21 protein-coding genes are annotated in these 16,909 nt (G+C 68.0%); 18 read left to right on the forward strand and 3 right to left on the reverse strand.

Annotated features, from left to right (window positions below; all coding sequences use genetic code 11):
* From G3N92_RS19395 to G3N92_RS19405, 3 genes are all read left to right on the forward strand, one after another.
* The coding region (locus tag G3N92_RS19395; RefSeq protein ID WP_206129148.1) for a substrate-binding domain-containing protein at nucleotides 1-228 on the forward strand (228 nt) is incomplete at its 5' end.
* 54 nt (nucleotides 229-282) lie between these two features.
* Complete coding sequence (locus G3N92_RS19400; RefSeq protein WP_206129149.1) at nucleotides 283-1,071, forward strand: YhfC family glutamic-type intramembrane protease; 789 nt, start codon at nucleotides 283-285, stop codon at nucleotides 1,069-1,071.
* Nucleotides 1,072-1,102: 31 nt separating this feature from the next.
* Nucleotides 1,103-1,465, forward strand: coding sequence for a DUF3022 domain-containing protein (locus G3N92_RS19405; protein ID WP_206129150.1), 363 nt, complete (start codon nucleotides 1,103-1,105; stop codon nucleotides 1,463-1,465).
* A 63-nt stretch (nucleotides 1,466-1,528) separates the two neighbouring features.
* On the opposite strand, the gene G3N92_RS19410 is transcribed toward G3N92_RS19405, so the two are convergent.
* The 3 genes from G3N92_RS19410 to G3N92_RS19420 all read right to left on the reverse strand — a co-directional run bounded on the left by G3N92_RS19410 (nucleotide 1,529) and on the right by G3N92_RS19420 (nucleotide 3,583).
* Complete coding sequence (locus G3N92_RS19410; protein WP_206129151.1) at nucleotides 1,529-2,353, reverse strand: hypothetical protein; 825 nt, start codon at nucleotides 2,351-2,353, stop codon at nucleotides 1,529-1,531.
* 61 nt (nucleotides 2,354-2,414) lie between these two features.
* Nucleotides 2,415-2,849, reverse strand: coding sequence for a PGDYG domain-containing protein (locus tag G3N92_RS19415; protein ID WP_206129152.1), 435 nt, complete (start codon nucleotides 2,847-2,849; stop codon nucleotides 2,415-2,417).
* 188 nt (nucleotides 2,850-3,037) lie between these two features.
* Nucleotides 3,038-3,583, reverse strand: coding sequence for a Spy/CpxP family protein refolding chaperone (locus G3N92_RS19420; RefSeq protein ID WP_206129153.1), 546 nt, complete (start codon nucleotides 3,581-3,583; stop codon nucleotides 3,038-3,040).
* A gap of 263 nt (nucleotides 3,584-3,846) precedes the next feature.
* On the opposite strand from G3N92_RS19420, the gene G3N92_RS19425 reads away from it, so the two are divergent.
* The 15 genes from G3N92_RS19425 (at nucleotide 3,847) to G3N92_RS19495 (ending at nucleotide 16,843) form a co-directional block, all read left to right on the forward strand.
* Nucleotides 3,847-4,311: an Lrp/AsnC family transcriptional regulator gene (locus G3N92_RS19425; RefSeq protein ID WP_206129154.1), complete on the forward strand. Its 465-nt coding sequence runs from the start codon at nucleotides 3,847-3,849 to the stop codon at nucleotides 4,309-4,311.
* 83 nt (nucleotides 4,312-4,394) lie between these two features.
* The gene (locus tag G3N92_RS19430; RefSeq protein ID WP_206129165.1) at nucleotides 4,395-5,465 is read left to right on the forward strand and encodes a zinc ribbon domain-containing protein; all 1,071 of its coding nucleotides are present in this window, start codon (nucleotides 4,395-4,397) and stop codon (nucleotides 5,463-5,465) included.
* Between the two features lie 136 nt (nucleotides 5,466-5,601).
* Nucleotides 5,602-5,790 (forward strand): Flp family type IVb pilin, encoded by a 189-nt coding sequence (locus G3N92_RS19435; protein ID WP_206129155.1) that lies wholly within the window; start codon nucleotides 5,602-5,604, stop codon nucleotides 5,788-5,790.
* Nucleotides 5,791-6,377: 587 nt separating this feature from the next.
* Entirely contained in the window at nucleotides 6,378-6,566 is a 189-nt protein-coding gene (locus tag G3N92_RS19440; protein ID WP_206129156.1) for a Flp family type IVb pilin, read from the forward strand.
* Nucleotides 6,567-6,635: 69 nt separating this feature from the next.
* On the forward strand, nucleotides 6,636-7,145 hold the full coding sequence (locus G3N92_RS19445) for a prepilin peptidase (protein ID WP_206129157.1): 510 nt from the start codon (nucleotides 6,636-6,638) through the stop codon (nucleotides 7,143-7,145).
* A gap of 12 nt (nucleotides 7,146-7,157) precedes the next feature.
* Nucleotides 7,158-8,099, forward strand: a complete 942-nt coding sequence (cpaB, locus tag G3N92_RS19450; RefSeq protein WP_206129158.1) for a Flp pilus assembly protein CpaB — start codon at nucleotides 7,158-7,160, stop codon at nucleotides 8,097-8,099.
* 110 nt (nucleotides 8,100-8,209) lie between these two features.
* Nucleotides 8,210-9,652 carry a type II and III secretion system protein family protein gene (locus G3N92_RS19455; RefSeq protein WP_339385782.1) on the forward strand — a complete coding sequence of 481 codons (1,443 nt, stop codon included), beginning with the start codon at nucleotides 8,210-8,212 and terminating at the stop codon, nucleotides 9,650-9,652.
* 14 nt (nucleotides 9,653-9,666) lie between these two features.
* The gene (locus G3N92_RS19460; RefSeq protein WP_241014898.1) at nucleotides 9,667-10,098 is read left to right on the forward strand and encodes a CpaD family pilus assembly lipoprotein; all 432 of its coding nucleotides are present in this window, start codon (nucleotides 9,667-9,669) and stop codon (nucleotides 10,096-10,098) included.
* On the forward strand, nucleotides 10,095-11,321 hold the full coding sequence (locus tag G3N92_RS19465; protein WP_241014899.1) for an AAA family ATPase: 1,227 nt from the start codon (nucleotides 10,095-10,097) through the stop codon (nucleotides 11,319-11,321). Before G3N92_RS19460 ends, G3N92_RS19465 begins: the two co-directional genes overlap by 4 nt.
* Nucleotides 11,318-12,748: a CpaF family protein gene (locus tag G3N92_RS19470; RefSeq protein WP_206129160.1), complete on the forward strand. Its 1,431-nt coding sequence runs from the start codon at nucleotides 11,318-11,320 to the stop codon at nucleotides 12,746-12,748. Before G3N92_RS19465 ends, G3N92_RS19470 begins: the two co-directional genes overlap by 4 nt.
* Before the next feature lies 1 nt (nucleotide 12,749).
* A complete protein-coding gene (locus G3N92_RS19475; RefSeq protein WP_206129161.1) occupies nucleotides 12,750-13,730 on the forward strand; it encodes a type II secretion system F family protein in 981 nt (326 codons plus the stop codon).
* On the forward strand, nucleotides 13,727-14,689 hold the full coding sequence (locus tag G3N92_RS19480; protein WP_206129162.1) for a type II secretion system F family protein: 963 nt from the start codon (nucleotides 13,727-13,729) through the stop codon (nucleotides 14,687-14,689). Before G3N92_RS19475 ends, G3N92_RS19480 begins: the two co-directional genes overlap by 4 nt.
* Nucleotides 14,686-15,609 carry a tetratricopeptide repeat protein gene (locus tag G3N92_RS19485; RefSeq protein WP_206129163.1) on the forward strand — a complete coding sequence of 308 codons (924 nt, stop codon included), beginning with the start codon at nucleotides 14,686-14,688 and terminating at the stop codon, nucleotides 15,607-15,609. Before G3N92_RS19480 ends, G3N92_RS19485 begins: the two co-directional genes overlap by 4 nt.
* On the forward strand, nucleotides 15,606-16,103 hold the full coding sequence (locus tag G3N92_RS19490; protein WP_241014900.1) for a TadE/TadG family type IV pilus assembly protein: 498 nt from the start codon (nucleotides 15,606-15,608) through the stop codon (nucleotides 16,101-16,103). The genes G3N92_RS19485 and G3N92_RS19490 overlap by 4 nt, the downstream gene beginning before the upstream one ends.
* Nucleotides 16,100-16,843 (forward strand): hypothetical protein, encoded by a 744-nt coding sequence (locus tag G3N92_RS19495; protein ID WP_206129164.1) that lies wholly within the window; start codon nucleotides 16,100-16,102, stop codon nucleotides 16,841-16,843. Before G3N92_RS19490 ends, G3N92_RS19495 begins: the two co-directional genes overlap by 4 nt.
* The last annotated feature ends 66 nt before the right edge of the window (nucleotides 16,844-16,909 follow it).

A 16,909-nucleotide genomic window follows, 5' to 3' on the forward strand; every position in this document is an offset into this window, starting at 1 on the left:
CTGCACGCGCGCCACGGCGCGGGCTGGCAGGCCAAGGCCGCGCTGCTCTCGATCGACGATCCCGAATGGGCCGAGCTGCTCGGCATCTCCACGATCCGCCAGCCGACCTACGACATCGGCTATCGCGCCGTGGAATTCGTGCACGACCGGATCGAGGGCGCGACCGGCGCGGCCCGCGAGGCGCTGCTGCCCGGGCAGCTCATGGTGCGCACGTCCACCGCAAGCTGAGTATCATGCGGGGTCGCGCACCGGCCGGTGCGCCTGCCTCGTCCAAGGATCGTCATGACTGTTGCTCCCGCCACGCTGGTGGCGCTGATCATCGGCACGCTGATCGTCGCGCTGCTGCCGATCGTCGTGTTCCGCCTGCTCAAATCCCCCATGAAGGTCGACCGCCGCGACGCCATCGTCGGCATCGCCGCGTTCATGCTGTTCGCCACGCTGATCGAGCGCGGCGTCTATGCGCTGGTGCTGCACCTGCCCGGCGCGGCCGCGACGCTGTCCCAGCCCGGCCTGTTCGCCGCATTCGGCCTGATCGCGCCGGCCGTGATCGAAGAAGCGGGCCGCTATCTGGGGCTGCGCTTCGTCGAGCGCCGTTACGGCGCCTCGCTCGGCGACGGCCGCGGGTTCGGCTACGGCGTCGGCTTCGGCGGCGCGCAGGCGTGGTACGTGGGCGTGGTGGTGCTGGGCCAGTGGGTCTGGCTGGTCTGGCTCGCGCAGCGCGGCCAGCTCAACGCGCAACTGTCGACCATGCCGCCCGATCTCGCGCTGCGCATCCAGATGATGCTGGTCACGATGTCGGCCTCCACGGTGGGCGTGCGCGTGCTCGAATGCATCGCGATGTTCACGTTCCAGGTGGCGATGTCGGTGCTGGTGTGGCGCGGCGTGCGCGCGCGCAAGGCCTGGATCCTGCCGCTGGCGATCGTGCTGCATCCGCTGGCCGATCTGCCGCTGATCGCGTTCAACGCCGGCGCGCTGTCGATTTCGACGATGGTGACGGCCTATGGTCTGCTGACCATGGTGCTGGTCGCCGCGCTCGCCCGGTGGAGCCGGCCGGCGCCGCGCACTGCCTGAACCCGGCCCGACATTCACAAGGAGGTCGGCGATGGACGACTATCACTACGACTGCGCAAGCGCCGAATACGAGGCGCTGGCGCGCGTGATCTGCGATCTGTTCCCCGAACAGACGAGTTTTGCCGAGCGTCAGGACGACGCCGGACGTTTCCTGCATGTGCAATGGCTGGGGATGCGTTTCGGCGCCGCGCCCAAGCGCATGACGCTCGATCTGCGCATCGAGCCGGCCGCCTATGCGCGCTATCTGGCGATGCGGCCGATGCAGCGCGCGCGCAGCCACGCCGTGCTGCGCGCCTATGTCGAGGCGTTCATCGGCTCGCTCGAGGAGCGGCATGCCGACGGGCAAGCGGTCGAGCGCGATACGACGCTCGCGCTCGGCGAGGAATTCGCCTGACGGGCCGAGGGCCCGGCGGCTTGACGGTATTCGACGGGCCGCCATGCGCGCGGCCCGTTTGCTTCAACTGCCGTCGAACACGCGCGGCTGATAGCCGTTGCCATCCCACTTCGCACGCTTGACCAGCTTGGCCGGTTGGCCCTTGGCCGGGCGCGTGCGCACCAGCAGATCGAAATGGCCGCGCGTCTGCGCCGGGCTGAAGGCGAGCAGGTAGGCGCTCTCGCTCGTGGCGTCGGCGTCGCAGTCTGCCTGCTGCGCGTCGGTCGGCTCGTGCTTGCCGTGCATCGCGCGTTGCGCGCACTGGGCCGCTTCGTCCTTGTCGTAGGTCCACGTCGAGGTCAGCGCGTCGAACACCGGCGAAAGCGCCGCGCCGTTCAGGCGATACAGGCGAATCGCCGCGTAGGCATCCGAATGCGCGGTGGAGTTGTAGTCGTCGAGCACGCGCACGCCGAACGCCGTGTCGCCGGCCGCGAGCGGGTACGGAATCAGGTCGAGCTGCAGCGACGGATGCCAGATCGGCCAAGGAAAATCGTCGATCGTGCCGTGCGCGGCGCGCGCGAGCAGGCGGAAGCCGTCGCCCTGGCGGACCAGCACGCCGGTCCACAGTTCGAGCGTCTGGTCGTCGTTCGGCAAGGGCAGCAGCGCGGCGGCCACCCAGGCGTCGCCGCTGCCGGCCGGCGCATGCGGCCACGGTGCGAGCACCACCCGATCGTCGCGATCGGGCAGCGGCGCGGGATGGCCGAGCAGCGCGGTCAAGGCCGCGCTCAGCTGTGCCGGGGAGGCCTTGTCGGCGGCGTGCGCCGGGGCGGCGGCCAGGGCGGGCAGCATCAGCAGGCAGGCGCGGACGACGTGAGCGGACAGCAGGCGGAGCAGGCGGGATCGTGTCATGGCGGGTTGCGAGAAGCGGTGAGCGGTGGCGCGTGGCGTGGGCGAGCGGCCCGCGCCGGCCTCATTCGACGATGCGGTACACCTGCGCGAAACGCAGCGCCTGCACCACGCCGTAATCGCCCGGAGCGTATTGCATGACCCAGTCGCCGGCCGCGCCGCGCAGCACGTCGCCGTTCTCGGAGCGTGCGATCGCGAACGGCGCGTCCATGCGGCGCGCCAGCAGCACGGCCGGGCGGTTGCGGTACGGGCCGGCCTGGCCGTGTTCGAGGCCGTCGGCGGCGGGCAGGTACTTCGGATCGAAGCGTTCGCGCGACACCACCCAGCGGTCGCCGGTCGAGCCCGTCACGAGCGCGTCGCCCGGCGCATAGCGGTTCGGCCCTTCGAGGCTCATCAGTTCGCCGGCCTCGGCCGCGAACACCACCTGCACGGTTTCATCCTTGACGACGCGTTGCGCGGCGGCATCCGTGCGCAGGTCGATTTGCTTCAGTTCGATCATGGTTCGCGTGGCTTGCGGAAAAGCACGCACTGTAGCCTGAAACGCCGGGGCTGGGGAGGGCGCGCGCCGTGCGCTGCCGGGCGGCCCAAAAAAGAACCCGGCCCGCCGCGCGAACGCGAGGGGCCGGGTGGTGCGCCGGGGCCGAAGCTCCGGCGGCAGGCTCGCTGCGCTTAACGCAGCGCCCGCACTTATTGCGCGGCCGGTGCGCTGGCGGCGTCGGCGGCCGGTGCGGCCGGCTTCTTGGCAGCCTTGTGCGGCGCATGCTTCGCGTCGCGCGGGCCGTGATGGTTCCAGCGCTGGGCGAACGTCTTGTCGGCGATCGCCTTCTGCGCCGGCGACAGCGCGTCGTACAGCGGGCCGAACGAATCGACCAGCTTCTTCGCGCCGTCGGCGTTGGCCTGGGCGATCTCGGCGTATTGCTTGACGTCGTCGAGCGCCGTGGCCGAGCCCTTCGCATCCATGCGCTGGGCGTACAGGTTGGCCATCGTTTCGCCGTTATCGCGCATCGTGTCGGCGAACGGCTTCCATTGCGCTTCCTGTTCCGAGGTGATCTTCAGCTGCTTGTGCAGGTAGGTGATCCGTTCCTCGACGCGGGCTTCATGACGCGCTGCGTGCGTGGCCGCGGCCGACGACGGCGTGGCGGCTGCCGGCGCCGAAGCGGGCGTCTGGGCGTGAGCGGCAATCGAACCGCCGAGCGCGAACAGGGCAGCGAGAGTCAGCGAGATCTTTTTCATTAGGAACTCCTGTGTGGTCGTCATTCGATTTCCGGCGCGTTTGCCATCGGGTGTAGCAAGCCGCGATCCGAAAGGTGCGCTATTAGTAGCATGCGAGCGTGCAAATGTGCAGCGAAGCGACATCTGCTTACAACCGAAACGAATCGCAAACGCTCGGCCCGGCGGGGTGCCGCCGGCTTCGCGAGGCCCGCCGGGCCGGCCATTTGGCTTGGGAGGCTCGGGCATCGGCGCTATCATCGCGTCACCTTGTCACGGAAACCGTCATGCGCCCACCCCGCCTCGATCAGCTCGACGAACTCGACCGCAACCTCGTGACGATGCTGCAGGCGAACGCGCGAGCCAGCGTGGCCGAACTGGCGCGGCAACTCGGCGTGGCGCGCACCACGGTGATCGCGCGCATCGAGCGGCTCGAACGCACGCAGGTGATCGCCGGCTACGGCGCGCGGCTCGGGCAGGACGTGCTCGACGCGAGCCTGGTCGCCTACGTGGGCATCATCCTCGCGCCGAAATACGGCCAGGACGTGCTGAAGCGGCTCGACCGCATGCCCGAGGTGCAACTGCTGTGCGCCGTGAGCGGCGAATTCGATTACGTCGCCTGGCTGCGCGCCGATTCGCCGGGCCGGCTCAACGACCTGCTCGACGAGATCGGCGCGCTCGACGGCGTCGAACGCACCACCACCTCCATCATCCTCGCGCGCAAGATCGATCGCGGCACGATCGGCGTGTAGCGCGCGGCTTTTCACGCGCCGCACCGGCCGTGGCCGCGGCCGGCGGGCGCCACGACACCAACGACACCGGAGAGACCATGAAGATGAAGACCAGCCAGGCGTTTTCCCGCCCCGAACGATGGTTGCGGCTCGCGTCGTGGGCCGTCGCGATCGTGTTCGCGCTGTTCCTCAACATGCTCGGCAGCCTCGTGATCCGCGACATGATGTTCGCGCCGGCGGGCGGGCCGCCGAGCGTCGAGCAGTTCGCCGACACCGCGCGCGACGCCGCCCTGCGCGACGAACGGCGCGCGCTCGATGGCGAACGCGAGAGCCTGTCGACGAAGCAGGACGCGGCCCGGGTGGCCGTCACGCGCGCCCGGCGCGACTACGACAACGCCAAGGAGGCGTTCCGCAACTGGGTCGCCACGCGCAGCGCCACCGGCGACGCCAGCCGCAACCCCGACGTGCTGGCGCGCACGCAGCAGCTCGACCGGCTGCAGGCCGCGCTGGCCGGGTTGCAGAAGCAGCAGGACGTGCTGTCGGATCAGGCGCAGGCGCTCGCCGTGCGCGCCCAGGCGCTCGACCGGCGCGCCGAGCAGGCCCGCGACGCCGCCGACGCGCGCTACGAAAGCGCCGCGCGCCGCTATGCGCTCGAGGTGTTCGGCTGGCGTCTCGCCTTCACGCTGCCGGTGCTGCTGATCGCGCTCTGGCTGTTCGTGCGTCACCGGCGGGCGCGCTACTGGCCGTTCGTCTATGGCTTCGGGCTGTTCGCGCTGTCGGCGTTCTTCGTCGAGCTGGTGCCGTATCTGCCGGATTTCGGCGGCTACGTGCGGGTGGTGGTGGGCATCGCGCTGACCGTGTTCGCCGGGATCTACATGCTGCGGGCGTTCCAGCGCTACGTCGAACGCAAGCGCGACGAGATGCAGCGCAGCCAGGACGAGCGCGCGCAGTCGATCGGCTACGAGAAGGCGATCGCGTCGTTCCAGAAGAAAACCTGCCCGTCGTGCGACAAGCCGTGGAGCCTCGGCGGCGAGCAATCGACGTTCTGTATCCATTGCGGGCTGCGATTGTTTCAGGTTTGCGGATGCGGCACGCGCAATTTCGCCTTTTTCCCGTTCTGCAGCGGATGCGGAACGGCGGTGCAGGGGGAGAACGCGCCCGCCGCGCCGCATTGAGGTTGCATATGGCCTCCTAAATAATTACGATTCGCTGCCGTTATGGGTGGATTGGATGTGTCGTGTGGCCGGATGGGCGAATGCGCTCCGGCCGCCGTTCTTATGGCCTCACTGGGGCTTTTCGACGAGTAGGGCTATGAAGAAGCTTCTGAAGGAATTCTCCCGCGACGAGCGGGGCGTCAGCGCCATGGAGTACGCCATCCTGGCGTCGATCGTGGTGCTCGCGCTGGTCGGCGTCGCCGCCGCCTACCGCACCACGATCACCGGCCTGTTTTCGACGCTCTCCTCGCAAGCCAGCACCGCCCAGAAAGCCAACGGCAACTGAGCGGGCGTTGTGCCGGCGGCGAGCGTTCGGCGCACCGCGCGGTTCTCGAGCGCTCGCCGTTTTCCTTGCCTGGCGCGCGTTTTGACGATCGTGTGCGACAATCCGCCGCATACATCGCAAACGTTGTCGTCGTCAATTCCGGCATGCCTTGCTAGCCGCGACTGGATTTTTCCTAAAGAATGCCGACCGGCTGCCGATATCAGCGGCATGAGGGGGACGTGACAGGGGCGTCGCCGTGCCGCGTTTTTGGGGCGCCCCGATGTGAAAGCCCGATGTCGGAACGCAAGAAGCGTGGCGCGATCGTGGCCAATGTTGCAAAAAGCGTTTCGAAACCGTGCGGTGTAACACTGTGTAGTGGAGATTTAACAGTGTTTCACATACATTTGCACCTTCTCGCTAATCTCAAAATTTATACTTTGCTCCACGAGGAAGCTCAGGCAACAAGGAGCACATTCTCGGGGGCTCCGCGAGCTCGAAACGGCTGAGATCACCGTTTCGGTAGGCGATAGTTGGTGGCGTCGTTGGGTCTTTCCGGTTGGTCTGGCTAATGTTTGCTTAACGTTTAATTCTGGATTTTCGGGGTAATTATGAAGAAATTTCTCAAGGCTTTTGCTCGCGACGAGCGTGGTGTCAGCGCAATGGAATACGCCGTGCTGGCAGGTATCGTGATCCTGGCGCTCGGCGCAATGGCCGTCACGTACAAGAGCAGCGTCTCGACGCTGTTCAACAATCTGTTCACGCAAGTCTCGTCGGCCCAGAAGGGCGCAACGCAGTAAGCGTCTTCGAAGGCGGGAAGCGCGCTCGGCGCTCGATTCCCGCCTTTTTTGCATTCCCTGGATACTGTCGTGCTGATCCTTTCTTTGCTGATAAGGATGGTTGTCGCTTGCCTGCTTGCCTGGCTGGCGATTCGTGACCTGCGTGAACGCCGGTTGCCGACGCGCGCAGTGGCCGCGATTGCCGTGTTGTTTCCCATCGACGCGTGGCTGGTCGGCATGCCCATCGAACAGATGGTCATCCACCTCGCGGTCGGGGTTCTGATTCTGCTGGTCGGCATTGCGTTGTTTGCCGCCCGCATGCTTGGCGGCGGCGATGCGAAGCTCGCTGCCGCCATCTTTCTGTGGGCCGGCGTGACGGAGTTCATGCCGGCGCTCACGCTGATTTCCGTGATCGGTACGGTCGTCGGAATCGTCAGCTTCGCCACACGCCATCTGTCGCCGGATGCCGAGCAACGCGGCCCGCGCCGCTGGCTCGCCCTGTTCTCCGGCGCTCGCGGCGTGCCCTACGGTGTCGCGCTCGCATTGGGCGGCGGCACGGCCATCGTGCTGCCGGTCGCGTTGGCGCTGGCAGTGCGATAGAACGTATCAGCCATGTCGAATCTCATCAAAATTCTCGGTTTGCTGGTCGGCGCGATCATCGTCGCCGTCATCGTGCGGATCGTGATCGTCTCCTCGCAGCACACCGATACCGTGGCGCCGACCACGTCGAAAGTGCGGATCGCCACGGCCGATCTGCCGGTCGGCCTGTTGCTGCGCGACGAAGACCTCGGCTGGAAGACCATCCCGGTCGGCGAGGTGCCGCCGAACGCCGTGGTGTCCGGCGTGGCCGGCGCGCCGGAGCTGAAGGGCGCCCTGCTGCGCCATCCGGTGAAGTCGGGCACGGTGCTGGTCACCACCGACGTGATCCTGGCGAACGCGCCGGGCTTCCTCGCGGCCACGCTCAAGCCCGGCATGCTCGCCGTGTCGGTGGCGGTGGACGACGTGTCCGGCAACGCCGGCCTGATTCAGCCGGGCGACTACGTCGACCTGCTGCTGACCCAGCAGATGACCGCGCGCACCAATGCGCCGGGCCAATCCGTCTCGAGCGAAACCGTGGTGCAGCAGGTGCGCGTGCTCGCGGTCGGCTCGCAGTTCACGCGTCCGAAGGACGATTCCGGTGCGAACACCGACGGCGGCATCCGTGTCGCGCGCACCGTGACGCTCGAAGTGACGCCGCGCATGAGCGAAGTGGTGGCGGTGGCCTCGCATCTGGGCAGCCTCTCGCTGGCGCTGCGCAGCTTCGCCACCGACAGCCGCAATCCGAATGCCGCGTCGGGCGTCGACACGGCGCCGGCCTCGGCGGCCGCGCCGGTGTGGAGCGGCGACGTCTCGCGCGCGCTGCACGATCTGCAGCGTCCGTCCTCGCCGTCCTCGGCCGGCTACACGCCGCCGCGCGTGGTGATCTACCGCGGGTCGTCGCGCAGCGAATCGGGTGGGGCGGACGGTGGCGGCGGCACGGGCGTCGCGCCGCCGCTGCCGAGTTTGCCGAACTGATGCCGGCCTCCGTCGAAAACAGGCCATCGGGGGCATTGCGCCACGGGCTTACGCAGGAACATTCTCTGATCATGAAATCGCGGTTCGGAACCCTTCAGCGCGGGCGCCTCGTGCCCATCGCACTCGCAACGCTGACGTTGCTGACGACGCTGGCGCCGTCTCCCGCCAGCGCGCTCGACCTGCGCGACGGCATGCCGGTCAACGCGCGGGCCAAACGTGCCGCGTCGCCCGGCATGCCGCAGATGCAGGGCAGCGCCCTGTCCGGCGGGACGCTCGACCTGACGACCGGCAAGGGCGCGATGCTCACGCTGACGCAGAACGCCGCCTCGGTGTTCGTGGCCGATCCGACCATCGCCGACGTGAACGTGCCGGTGCCGCGCGTGCTGTACGTGCTGGGCAAGAAGGCCGGCACGACCACGCTGTACGTGCTCGACGGCGCGAATCATCCGCTCGTGCAGCGCACGATCAAGGTCACGCCCGATCTCGACGCGCTGCGCGGCATGCTGGCCGCACGCTTCCCGAACGCGGACCTGAAGCTCAACGCCGGCCCCGGCTCGATGCAGGTGGACGGCCACGCCAAGGATTCGAGCGAGGCGGACGCGATGGCGCAGATGCTGCAGCCGTATCTCGCCGAGAAGCAGAACCTCGTGAACCGGATCGTGATCGACAAGCCGCTGCAAGTGCAACTGCACGTGCGGATCGTCGAAGTGGATCGCAACGTCACGCGGCAACTCGGCGTGAACTGGCAATCGCTGACCACCTTCGGCGGCAGCCATTTCTTCGGCGGCCTGTTCAACGGCGCCACCACGCTGTCGTCGCTGACCTCGACCGCCACCTCGACCACCGGCACCGGCTATTCGATCGCCGCGGGCTTCTCGTCGGGCGGCACGAGCATCGACGCCATCATCGGCGCGCTGACCGAGGAAGACCTGCTGACCACGCTGGCGGAGCCGAACCTCGTGGCGCTGTCGGGCCAGACGGCCAGTTTCCTGGCCGGCGGCGAATTCCCGATTCCGATCTCGCAGACCAACGGCGCGGTGTCGATCGACTACAAGGATTTCGGCGTCAAGCTCGATTTCACGCCGACGGTGCTCAACGACCGCCGCATCAGCCTGAAGGTGCGTCCGGAAGTCAGCCAGCTCGATTCGACCGCCAGCATCTCGACCGGCACCATCAGCATTCCCGGCATCAGCGTGCGTCGCGCCGACACCACGGTGGAGCTGGCCAGCGGCCAGAGCTTCGCGATCGCCGGCCTGCTGCAGTCGAATTCGAGCAACTCGATCAGCCAGGTTCCGGGCCTCGGCTCGCTGCCGGTCATCGGCAAGCTGTTCTCGTCGAAGAGCTTCCAGGACAAGAAAACCGAGATCGTCATCATCGTGACGCCGTATCTCGCCAATCCGGTCGACCCGAAGCGCCTGCGTTCGCCGATCGATTCGCTGGTGCGGCGCACCAGCGACGTCGAATACGGCTTCGCGCGCAGCCAGGCGGCCACGCCCGCCAATACCGGCGCGCCGCAGCCGCAGCTCACCGGCCCGGCCGGCTACGTTTACTGAGGAGGCGCCCCAGCATGTCTTTCGTGTCTCTCGATTCCCGCTTCCGCCTCGCGCTGAGCGCCGCCGCGGCCGCAGCCGCCTTGACGGGCTGCGCCGCCGATCCGAAACCCGGCATGATCGATGCATCGGCCATTCAGGTCGGCCCCGGCGGCGTGGCCTCGGTCGATTGCCGCCCGCTCGCGGAGCCGCCCGTGCTGAAGTGGGGCGGCAGCCGCCTCCCGGCGATGCAATGGGGTTGCGCCACCTATTCGAATCTCGCCGCGCAGGTCGCGAACCCGCAGGATCTCGTGGCGCCCGCCACGCTGGGCCCGGCCGACGCCGCGGTGGCCGCGAGCGCGGTGCGCCGTTACGAAACGGATAACGTGAAGGCGCTCAACGGCGGCTCGACGGGCGCGGCCGGCGGTTCGTCCGGTTCGTCGGGCGGCGGCTCCGGGGGTTCGAATTGAGCGCCGCGGATAGCGCCGCGGCCCGCACGCAGGCCGCCACCACGCGCGCCGCGCGCTTCATGGCCTTCGTCCGCGATCGCGAGACCGAGCAGACGCTGCGCAACTTCATCTTCAACGAGGCCCTGCCGCATACGCACATCGGCCTCGGCGGCGTGAACGAGGCGATCGCCCATATCACCAAGGTGGGCCGCTCGCCGCGCCTGCTGCTGATCGACCTGCAGGGCTCGTCGATGCCGCTGTCGGATCTGGCGCGGCTGGCCGACGTGTGCGAGCCGTCGGTGCAGGTGGTCGCGCTCGGCGACAAGAACGACGTGGCGCTGTATCGCGGCCTGCTCGGCATCGGCGTGCGCGATTACCTCGTCAAGCCGCTGACCGAGGAGCTGCTCAAGCGCACGCTCGATCTGAACGACGGCACCGTGCGCGCCGTGCCGCAAACGCGGCGCGGCAAGGCGATTTCGTTCGTCGGCGCGCGCGGCGGCGTGGGCACCACCACCGTGGCCGTCAATCTCGCGCGTCACCTGGCCGATTCCACGCACCGCCGGATCGCCTATGTCGACCTGAACGTGCAGGGCGGCGCGGCCACTTCGATGCTCGGCGTGCGTTCGAACAACGGCCTGTCGGAAGTGCTGCAGAGCATCGAGCGGATCGACTCGGCGTTCGTCGAGCGCACCATGATCCCGATCGGCTCGCGCCTGTTCCTGCTGTCGTGCGAACTGCCCTACGGCGCGGCATGGCCGTTCAAGGAGGGCGGCATCGAGCGCCTGATCGATCTGCTGACCGACGGTTTCCACTACGTGATCATCGATACCGGCTCCGGCGTGGGCCGCCTCACCACCGAGGCGTTCGACAATTCGGCGCGGGTCTACATGGTCAGCGACCGCTCGGTGCACGGCGCGCACGAAACCGTGCGGCTGGCGCAGTACGTCGAGAAGCGCGAGAACGCGCCGGTCATCTCGTTCGTGCTGAACAACACGATTCCGCGCACCCAGGGCAACGTCGACAAGGACGATTTCGTCGGCGCGGTCGGGCGGTCGGTGCTGCTCGAAATCGGCTACGAGAGCAAGGTGCTCGCGATCGCGGAGAACGTCGGCGAGCCGCCGGCGGGGCGCGCCGCGAACGGCTTCACCCAGTCGATCACCCAGATCGGCAACGATCTGGTGGGCCTCAAGGCGACCAACGAGGCGCGTGGCGGCAGCCGCGGCTTCAAATGGTGGAAGCGATGAAATCGTTCGGTACCAAGGCACGTCCGCCCGAGCCGGTTGCCGAAGCCGAGGCGCCCGGCGCGCCGGCTTCCGCGCCGGCGAGCGTCGCGGCGCCGGCCGCCGCATCGGTGCCGGAGCCCTCGTGGACCAGCGCCGAGGGGCGCCGTGCGGCCTCGCCGTCGATCGAGCCGATGGTGCGCTCGGACGTGTTCCGGGTGGTGCGCAACGGCGTGTTCGCGTCGATGAACGCATCGGCCGCGGTGGGCAAGACGCGCGAGCAGATGCGCGGCACCGTCGAGCAGATGGTGGCGGTGGTGGCCGAGCGCGAGTACCTGAACGTCACGATGGCCGACCAGAACCTGATGGTCGAGGAACTGCTCAACGACATGTTCGGGCTCGGCCCGATCGAGCCGCTGCTGGCCGACGAATCGGTGACCGACGTGCTGGTGAACGGCCCCGATCAGGTGTTCGTCGAACGGCGCGGCCGGCTCGAACTGACGCCGTTCAAATTCCGCGACAACATGCACGTCGCCAACGTCGCGCAGCGCATCGCCGCCGGCGCGGGCCGGCGCGTGGACGAAAGCAGCCCGATGGTCGATGCGCGGCTGGCCGACGGCAGCCGGGTCAACGTGGTGCTGCCGCCGCTCGCGCTGAAGGGCGCGGCGATCTCGATTCGTAAATTCCCGAAGCGCAAGATCACGCTCGACATCATGGCCAAGCAGGCCAACCTGTCGGCGAACATGGCCAAGCTGCTGAAGCTGGCCAGCCGCTGCCGCCTGAACATCATCGTGGCGGGCGGCACGGGCTCGGGCAAGACCACCTTGCTGAACGCGCTGTCGCACTACATCGGCGACGGCGAGCGGATCGTCACGATCGAAGACGCGGCCGAACTGCAACTGCAGCAGCCGCACGTGGTGAGCCTCGAAACGCGGCCGGAAAACACCGAAGGCCTGGGCGGCGTGAACCAGCGCGACCTGGTGCGCAACTCGCTGCGGATGCGTCCCGACCGGATCATCCTCGGCGAAACCCGCGGCCCCGAGGCGTTCGACGTGCTGCAGGCGATGAACACGGGCCACGACGGCTCGATGACCACCATCCACGCGAACACGCCGCGCGACGCGATCACGCGTCTCGAGAGCATGGTGATGATGGCCAACGGCAACCTGCCGCTGATGTCGATCCGCCGCCAGATCGCCAGCGCCGTGCACATGTTCGTGCAGATCGAGCGGATGCGCGACGGCGTGCGCCGCATCACGCGCATCACCGAGCTGGTGGGCATGGAAGGCGAGGTGATCATCACCCAGGATCTGTTCGCGTTCCGCTACGACGCCACGTCGTTCGGCGACGAGGTGAAGGGCAATTTCGAGCGCCAGCCGATCCGCCCGGCGTTCTACGAACGCGCGACCTACTACGGTTTGCAGGACGCGGTGATGGAGGCGATGGGCTGAAATGGTCAACCCGAACCTGATCGCGGCCGCGGCGTTCGTCTGCATCGTCGTCGTCGGCCTGATGGCGATGCTGGGCGCGAACCTGTATCGGCAGCGCGCGTCGGCGCGCATCGCGCAGCGCATGCAGAGCGCGTTCGGGAAGACCGTGGCGCTGACCGCCACCGAGACGCTGACGGTCGATTCCTCGCTGTTCAACACCCAGCCGGATTCGGAGACGAAGCTCGGCATGTGGTTCGCGGCGCGGCTGTCTCGGCTCGACACCGTGGCCGGCGCAGGCGGCAAGAAATTCGTGATCACCGTCACGATCCTGGCGACGGTGGTGGCGCTGGTCACCTGCGTGATCGCGCCGATTCCGGCCTGGTCGCTGCCGTTCGTCATGATCGGCGCGCCGGTGGGGGGCGCCATGTGGGCCTACCGGTTCCTGGTCAATCGCTTCAAGGATCGCTTTCTCGGCGGCTTTTCCGAGGCGCTCGACATGATCGTGCGCGCGGTGCGCGCCGGGATCCCGGTCACCCAGGTGATCATCAACAGCGCCAACGAATGTCCCGAGCCGCTCGGCCGCGAATTCCGCCTGATGGGCGATTCGCTGCAGGTCGGCCTGGATCTCGAGGAGGTGCTGGTGGCCGCGGGCCGCCGCATCCAGATTTCCGATTTCTCGTTCTTCTGCGTCTGTTTGCTGGTGCAGCGCGAAACCGGCGGCCAGCTCAGCGAAACGCTCGAGAACCTGTCGAGCATCATCCGCACGCGGCGCGAAATCCGCCAGAAGGCGCGCGCGCTGACGGGCGAGGCGCGCATCACCACCAAGATCCTGACCGCGATTCCGTTCGTGATCGTGGGCGGGCTCTACGCGATCAACCGGCCCTATGTCGAGGTGCTGTTCGAGACCGAGGCGGGGCACAAGCTGCTGACGTTCGCGGTGGTGTCGATCACGCTCGGCCTGCTCGTCGTGACCAAGATGTCGAAACTGGAGACCTCCCGATGACCACCGGACTCGTCGAACTGTTCACCGACCTGATGATGCTGGTCGGGTTGCTGCTGGTGGTGACCGGCTGGTGGGCGATCAAGTACGGCAGCCATCGCGGCAAGATCGCCGATCGCGTGCGCGACGCCGTGCAGATCCGCGCGGCGCGCACCACCGTCGAGGAAGACGAGGCCGAGTCGGATCGCCTGATCGACCGCGTGACGAATTTCCTGGCCGTGCTCGGCGACCGCATCCCGTTCTTCGACGCCAAGCTGCGCGCGCAGATCGAGGCCGATCTGCTGAACGCGGGCTATCGCAGCGCCAACGGCACGGCGGTGATGCTCGGCGTGAAATTCTCGTTCGGCCTGCTGATGGCCGCGATCGTGGTGGTGTCGGGCAGCAGCGTGCCCGGCGTCGGCCAGTTCCCGGCGTTCCGCGGCCTGGCGATGCTCGGCGCGTTCATCGTCGGCATGATCGTGCCGGAGTATGCGCTGCGCTTTCGCGCGTCGTCGCGCCGCCGCTGGATCTCGGCCTGCCTGCCCGACGCGCTCGACCTGATGGTGATCTGCACCAACGCCGGCAACAGCCTGCTCGTCAGCATGCAGCGCGTGGCCGACGAACTGGTCACGATCTGCCCGCCGCTGTCGGCCGAATTCGCGCTGACGGCCGACGAGCTGCGCATTTCGGGCGATACCGAGCGCGCGCTGCAGAACCTCGGGCGCCGCATCAACCTGCCGTCGGTGCGGGCGTTGACCTCCACGCTGACGCAGTCGATGCGCTACGGCACGCCGATCACGCAATCGCTGAAGACGCTGTCGCGTTCGGAGCGGCTGGCGTTCATCATGTCGCTCGAGGAAAAGGCCGCCAAGCTTGCGCCGAAGATGGTGATCCCGATGATGCTTTTCATTCTTCCGGCCATCTGCGCGATCGCGGCGGGGCCGGCCGTCATTCAGCTCAAAGATTTCTTCGCCCACCAATGAACGCCTTTTCGCCTCGTTACGTTACCGTGCTGGCGGCCGCGCTGGCGTGTGTCGCGATCGCGGGCTGTGCTTCGCATGGCATCGCCTACAAGCAGGTGGAGACGCCGAGCTTCGATACGCGCAAGTTGAACGATCCCGCCAGCGAGGAGCGCGTGGCGCGCACCGCGCTGCAAACCGGCGACGTGCAGCTGGCCACCAACGTCTATACCCGGATGCTCGCGCAGGATCCGCGTTCGGTGACGGGCATGACGGGCCTCGGCGACACGCTGTATCTCGCGGGGGACCTGACGCGTGCGGCCGTCTATTACGACAAGGCGCTCGCGGAGGATCCGCGCTCGGTGCCGGCGCTGAGCGGCCGGGCGCGCGTGAGCCTGCGCCTGCGCCGGTTCGACGTGGCGATCGCGAGCTTCCGCCAGGTGCTCGCGCTTCAGCCGAACCAGCCGATGGCCCAGGCCGGGCTCGGCGCCGCGCTCGATCTGAGCGGCGACCATGCCGGCGCGCAGGCCGAACTGCGCGACGCGCTGACCCGCAACCCCGGCGATCCGTCGATCAGCATCAATCTCGGCATGTCGCTGATCATGGCCGGCCGGCCGCGCGAGGCGGTCGACGTGCTGACCGACGTGACGCGCTTCCCGGCCGCGCCGCCGCAGGCGTTCCACGATCTCGCGCTGGCCTACGGCATGCTCGGCAACACCCAGGCGGCCTCGGAGCTGCTGTCGCGCGATCTGCCAGCGCAGGACGTCAACAACGATCTGCGCTTCTACGCCTACCAGCGCGAGCGCCGGCAACTGGCCGCCGCCGCGGTGCCGACGCTGCCGGCCGATCAGGCCGCCAACGTCATGCCGCTCGGCAACTGGGGCGCGCAGGGCCGGCTGACCGAATTCCACGGCCAGGCGGCCGGCAGCGGGGCGCCGCAATGAAGCGCCTGGCCGAGGCCCTCGGGCTCGCCCGCCTGCTGCGCGGCATGCGCCGTTTCGGCCGGCACGACGGCGGCGTGTCCGCGCTGGAATTCGCGCTGTTCGCGCCGGCCATGTTCATCCTGCTGCTCGGCATCATCGAGCTCGGCCTCAACCTGATGGTGGACGCCTCGGTGCAATACGCGGCGCAGCAGGCGTCGCGCGCGGGCATCACCACCGTCGCGCCGAGCACCGGCACGCGCGATCAGGCCGCCGCCCAGATCGTCAACACCATCCTGAAGCCGTGGGTCAACATGGGCGGCACCGTGACCGTCACGCTCGTCGACTACGGCACGTTCGGGAATGCGACGCCCGCGTCCGGTTCGGGCGGATTGGGCGACGTGGTGTCGTACAACATTTCGCTGAGCATGCCGAAGGGTTTCACGGGCTTGCTCGGCTTTTTCGGCGTGACGCCCATCGTCTACAGCCGTTATTACCTGGTGCAGAACGAGAAATGACCGCGATTCGCTCCTCAGCGCGCCACGACCTGCGCGCGACTTCGGCCGGCCGCGGCACGCGCCGCGCGTCGCGCGGGTTCGTGAGCATCGAGGTGGCGATCCTCACGCCGCTGATCCTGTTCACGCTGCTGGGCTTCACCGAGCTCTATCTGTACATGCGCGCGGTCAGTCTCGTCGAGCACACGGCCTTCGTGCTGGCCGGCTCGCTCGGCCAGCGCAGCCAGGTCTATTACTCGCAATCCACCAGCGATCCCGACAATCTCGGCTCGATCTGGAACGCGGCGTCGCTGCTGGCGTCGCCGCTCAACTTCGGCACGACGCCGACCAGCCGTGGCGGCCCGGGCGGCGTGATCGTCAGCGTGATCTGCGACAAGAGCGTGAATTGCGCCGCGCCCGGCACCACGGCGTCGATGGCCGCCGGCACGCCGATGCTGACCGCCACCAACGTGCCGACCAAGACGAACACCAGCGTCGTGACCTGGCAGCAGTCGGCCGGCTACAACGACGGCACGATGCAGACCCACCTGAACCCGGCCTCGCCGGGCACCTTGCTGCCGAACGGCTGGCCGTACCGGGCCGGGGATTCGGCGATCGTCGTCGAGGTGTTCTACAAGTACACGCCGTTCCTCATGACCGCGTCGTTCTGGCAATCGGCGCCGGGCCTGATCACGATCTACAAGAGCGTGACCGTCTATCCGCGGACCGGCAAGCCGCTGCCTCTCAAGTATTCGAGCTCCTGATGCCCATCGAACCTCGCACGACCGACGCCGACGCGGCCTCGACCGACGCCGCCGGCATGCCCGGAG

Origin of the sequence: Burkholderia sp. Ac-20379, from assembly GCF_017104645.1 — a bacterium.
Taxonomy (GTDB): Bacteria; Pseudomonadota; Gammaproteobacteria; order Burkholderiales; family Burkholderiaceae; genus Burkholderia.

Excerpts from the sequence above, each read along its gene's own strand:
- G3N92_RS19400 (WP_206129149.1), top strand. The coding sequence starts at position 283 with ATGACTGTTGCTCCCGCCACGCTGGTGGCGCTGATCATCGGCACGCTG.
- G3N92_RS19405 (WP_206129150.1), top strand. The coding sequence starts at position 1,103 with ATGGACGACTATCACTACGACTGCGCAAGCGCCGAATACGAGGCGCTG.
- G3N92_RS19410 (WP_206129151.1), bottom strand. The coding sequence starts at position 2,353 with ATGACACGATCCCGCCTGCTCCGCCTGCTGTCCGCTCACGTCGTCCGC.
- G3N92_RS19415 (WP_206129152.1), bottom strand. The coding sequence starts at position 2,849 with ATGATCGAACTGAAGCAAATCGACCTGCGCACGGATGCCGCCGCGCAA.
- G3N92_RS19420 (WP_206129153.1), bottom strand. The coding sequence starts at position 3,583 with ATGAAAAAGATCTCGCTGACTCTCGCTGCCCTGTTCGCGCTCGGCGGT.
- G3N92_RS19425 (WP_206129154.1), top strand. The coding sequence starts at position 3,847 with ATGCGCCCACCCCGCCTCGATCAGCTCGACGAACTCGACCGCAACCTC.
- G3N92_RS19430 (WP_206129165.1), top strand. The coding sequence starts at position 4,395 with ATGAAGACCAGCCAGGCGTTTTCCCGCCCCGAACGATGGTTGCGGCTC.
- G3N92_RS19435 (WP_206129155.1), top strand. The coding sequence starts at position 5,602 with ATGAAGAAGCTTCTGAAGGAATTCTCCCGCGACGAGCGGGGCGTCAGC.
- G3N92_RS19440 (WP_206129156.1), top strand. The coding sequence starts at position 6,378 with ATGAAGAAATTTCTCAAGGCTTTTGCTCGCGACGAGCGTGGTGTCAGC.
- cpaB (WP_206129158.1), top strand. The coding sequence starts at position 7,158 with ATGTCGAATCTCATCAAAATTCTCGGTTTGCTGGTCGGCGCGATCATC.
- G3N92_RS19460 (WP_241014898.1), top strand. The coding sequence starts at position 9,667 with ATGTCTTTCGTGTCTCTCGATTCCCGCTTCCGCCTCGCGCTGAGCGCC.
- G3N92_RS19470 (WP_206129160.1), top strand. The coding sequence starts at position 11,318 with ATGAAATCGTTCGGTACCAAGGCACGTCCGCCCGAGCCGGTTGCCGAA.
- G3N92_RS19475 (WP_206129161.1), top strand. The coding sequence starts at position 12,750 with ATGGTCAACCCGAACCTGATCGCGGCCGCGGCGTTCGTCTGCATCGTC.
- G3N92_RS19480 (WP_206129162.1), top strand. The coding sequence starts at position 13,727 with ATGACCACCGGACTCGTCGAACTGTTCACCGACCTGATGATGCTGGTC.
- G3N92_RS19485 (WP_206129163.1), top strand. The coding sequence starts at position 14,686 with ATGAACGCCTTTTCGCCTCGTTACGTTACCGTGCTGGCGGCCGCGCTG.
- G3N92_RS19490 (WP_241014900.1), top strand. The coding sequence starts at position 15,606 with ATGAAGCGCCTGGCCGAGGCCCTCGGGCTCGCCCGCCTGCTGCGCGGC.
- G3N92_RS19495 (WP_206129164.1), top strand. The coding sequence starts at position 16,100 with ATGACCGCGATTCGCTCCTCAGCGCGCCACGACCTGCGCGCGACTTCG.